Genomic DNA, 3,455 nt, shown 5'->3' with positions numbered 1-3,455 from the left:
CCGCGCCGTCGGCGCTCTCCTCGGTCCGGGGCTGCTCGGGCCGGGCGATCCGTATGTCGGGTGCCTCCGGTCCCGGGGCGGGCAGGTCCGGCGTCACCGCGTCGGGGTCGGACGGCACGGGATCGGGCAGTTCCGGCTCGGGTGCGCTCTGCATCGGGGACTCCTCGTTCGGTTCCGTACGTGTCTCACAGTCCGGCTGCCCGCCTCGGCGGCCGTCAACCGTGCCGTACGAAACCGTCCGCACCCGATCGGCGGACCGCGCCGGCCGCCCGGCGTCCGGGCCGGCCGTCACAGGGGCCACGGCGGCGGTGTCGGTGCGCTCACGTATCCTTCCGGCCACCGCACACCGACCTGGAGGATCAGAAGAGTTGTCCGGCCTGCCCGCCTTCCCGCTGCCCTTTCACACGTCCCGCTCCCTGCCGTTCGCGACACCCCGAACGGTGCGGGAACGCCAGATGATCCGGTGTAGCGCGCACATACGCGAGAAGCCCGGATGGTTCGACAAGATGAACGACGCCGGGATCGTCGCCAGATGGACGCGGGAAGCGCTCGACCAGGGACTCACCGAGGCGCAGGTCCGCTACGTGCTCGACGAGCTCGCGCACTACGCCGGGCTCCGGGACGAGCGGACCGGCATGGAGGTGTCCGGCGTCGACGGGGTGTGGCAGTCGGACACCCTGGTCGACGACGAGCTCAGGTCCCGCCTGCGCGAGGCGGTCCGGGTGCTGGAAGAGGTCCCGGACGAGGAGAAGGACTGGCATCCCGGATCCGGCGGGCAGGTCCTGGATCTGGTGCACCCGTCACTGTTCTGCCTCGTCAGAGAGGTGAGCGGGGGGCCCGAGCGGGCGTGGCGGAACCCGACCAACCACTACTCGAAGTACGAGTTCTCGGAGAGGTTCCAGTGGCTGCCCACCGACGTCGACATCAGTGCGGACGGCGAGGCCACCTTCCGTTCGTACGTCAACAACGTCCATCCCGAGAAGCACCGTGCGCTGCTCTCCGTCCTGCCGGAGGTCTTCGCGCGTTTCCGGCCGCTGCTGGAGAACGTCCTCACCGATCTGCGCCACCCGCGGCCCCCGCGGATCGAGGCCGACCCCTACGGGTGGTACGACTCCGAGCCGGAGCGCCCGGACGCCTCCGCCCACAGCGACGACGCCGCCTACCGGGAGGCCGTCCGGGCCTGGGAGACGGCCATGGACGACTGGTGGGAGAACCGCAGTCCGGTGGTCCCCGACGCCCCCGCCTTCACCGCGCCCGAGCCGCTCGACGCCTCGGCCCGCGTCGACCTGCGCGGCCGCCGCCTCCAGGTCATCGTTAAGCTCGCCACGCTGCACCTCACCCCGGAGAAGCCGGAGTACGCCGGCGGTTCCTGGCACGTCGAGGGGATGCTGAACGAGCGGATCGTCTCCACCGGCATCTTCTACTGGGACAGCGAGAACATCACCGAGAGCCGCCTCGGTTTCCGGGCGGCGCTCGACGACCCGGAGTACGAGCAGAACGACGACAACGGTGTGCGCGAGGTCTACGGGCTGGAGAACGAGGACACGCTGAACCAGGTGCTGGGGTCGGTCGCGACCCCGGCGGGGCGCTGCCTGGCGTTCCCGAACGTCCTGCAGCACCGGGTCGATTCCTTCCGCCTGGCGGATCCCAGTCGCCCCGGCCATCGCAAGATCCTGGCGTTCTTCCTGGTCGATCCGTCGGAGACGATCGTCTCGACCTCCGACGTGCCTCCCCAGCAGCCCTGGTCCGACACCTCGACCATGACGCTCGAACAGGCCGAGGACTTCCGCGAACAGCTCATGCGGGAGCGCAAGTTCTTCGTGGACGAACACAACGAGCAGCTCTACGAGCGCGAGTTCTCCCTCTGCGAGCACTGACGCTCTCCGGTGGCTGGGGCCCCGGAGACGGCCGGCCCGTCGGCCCGGTCCGAAGGAGCGGTCCCGACGGGCCCGTACGCCCGAGGAGCCGGGCCTCTTGGGGGCCGTACCATTCGCGTGTGAAGACGGCGGGGAGTTGTCGGGCGGGTTGTGGCAATATCGTGAGGACATGGGAGTACAGACTGCGGTCGGAGCGCTGATCGAAGAGGCGGAGCAGCAGCTCCGCGAGCAGGTGTGGGACCTGACACCCGGCGACCGGGACCTGGCGCTCGCCACGGCGACCCGCCTCCACGAGGCGGTCGGTCGCGCCGGTGCCCAGGAAGCCCTCACCGACCTGGAGCGGCTGGCGCACCTGCGCGAAGTCCTGGCCGCGCTGGCGATCACCCTGGCCCGCACCCACGGTCGCCTCGCGTGGTTCCTCGCCGCCTGCATCGAGGCTCTGTCGCCGGTTCTCCACTGGCGGGCCCTGCCGTCGGACGGTGGACGGAACTTCGACACCACGCATCCGACGCCCGGTCAGTTCGCCGAGGCCGAGGGCGCGGTGCGGCAGCTGGCCGCCATACTGCTCCGCATCGCGGCCTGAGGGGCAGCGGCCCGCCTCCGCGCGGGAGACGGGCCGTTGTCACGCCGTCAGCGCTGCAGCGTCAGCAGGCCCGGCCGGTAGGGCCACTGGCCGTAGTCGCCGCCGGACCTCGGGTCGCGTCCCTGGTAGAGGAACCGCAGGTTGCAGGGATCGACCGTGAAGGTCTGATCGGCGCTCGTGCGGATCAGCTCTCCGTGGCTGATGTCGTTGGTCCAGGTGGCGCCGCTGTTGGCCTTGCCGGCGAAGGGATTGCTCTCGGTCGCGGCCTGGGGGGTCCACGTGCCGTTCAGGCTGGTGGCCGTGAACGAGCGGAAGTACCGGCCCTCCGCGCCGATGGCCTCGACGATCATGAGGTAGCGGTCCTGGCCCTGGAGCTTGTACACCTGGGGGGCTTCGAACAGGTTGTTCTTCGTGTCGCTCATGATCGTCGTGTAGGACGAGCCGAAACTGCCGGGGAAGTTCCCGATCGGCATGCTCGCCCGGTAGATCTTGCCGTTGTCACCGGCGAAGAACAGGTACATGTTCGTCCCGTCGGCGATGAGCGTCTGGTCGATGGGACCGGTGTCCGAGCCGGCGATGCTTCCGGAGAAGAGCTCCCGCTCCGCCGACCAGCCGTTCGGATTGGTGGGATCGGTCGACGTCCGGTACGAGAAGGCGGTCCTGCCCCACTGGTAGGCGAGCACCCAGATGTTCTTCGGCGCGAAGTGGAAGAGCGTGGGCGCGACGACGGAACTCGACATCGTGTTCTGGCTCGCCGAGGCCATCTCCGGCCAGTCGGTGAAGGGGCTGAAGTTCATCGAACCCCAGCCCGCACCCGTTCCCGCGGCACCGTGCGTCGTCGCGTAGACGAGATGCCTTCCGTTGTACGGCGCGACGGTGAAGTCCTTGAGCGAGGCCCATCCCGCCTTGGGCTGCGCCAGCGCGCCGGTCGAGGCCCAGCGGTACGTCGAGGGGAGGGCGCACGTGCCGGGGGTGCCGCCGGCGACCTTGACGAG

The 3,455-nt window shown here is 69.8% G+C and carries 3 protein-coding genes; 2 read left to right on the top strand and 1 reads right to left on the bottom strand.

Annotation, left to right across the window (positions count from 1 at the left end; all coding sequences use genetic code 11):
* The first annotated feature begins 368 nt into the window (after positions 1-368).
* Positions 369-1,877, top strand: a complete 1,509-nt coding sequence (locus tag RIF68_RS31370; RefSeq protein WP_309054654.1) for a DUF4246 domain-containing protein — start codon at positions 369-371, stop codon at positions 1,875-1,877.
* 169 nt (positions 1,878-2,046) lie between these two features.
* Entirely contained in the window at positions 2,047-2,460 is a 414-nt protein-coding gene (locus RIF68_RS31365; protein ID WP_309054653.1) for a hypothetical protein, read from the top strand.
* 47 nt (positions 2,461-2,507) lie between these two features.
* On the opposite strand, the gene RIF68_RS31360 is transcribed toward RIF68_RS31365, so the two are convergent.
* The coding region (locus RIF68_RS31360; protein WP_309054652.1) for a non-reducing end alpha-L-arabinofuranosidase family hydrolase at positions 2,508-3,455 on the bottom strand (948 nt) is incomplete at its 5' end.

The sequence above is a fragment of the Streptomyces sp. genome (assembly GCF_031178505.1).
Taxonomy (GTDB): Bacteria; Actinomycetota; Actinomycetes; order Streptomycetales; family Streptomycetaceae; genus Streptomyces; species Streptomyces gulbargensis.
This window is presented reverse-complemented; position numbering and strand designations above follow the sequence as displayed.

Excerpts from the sequence above, each read along its gene's own strand:
- RIF68_RS31365 (WP_309054653.1), top strand. The coding sequence starts at position 2,047 with ATGGGAGTACAGACTGCGGTCGGAGCGCTGATCGAAGAGGCGGAGCAG.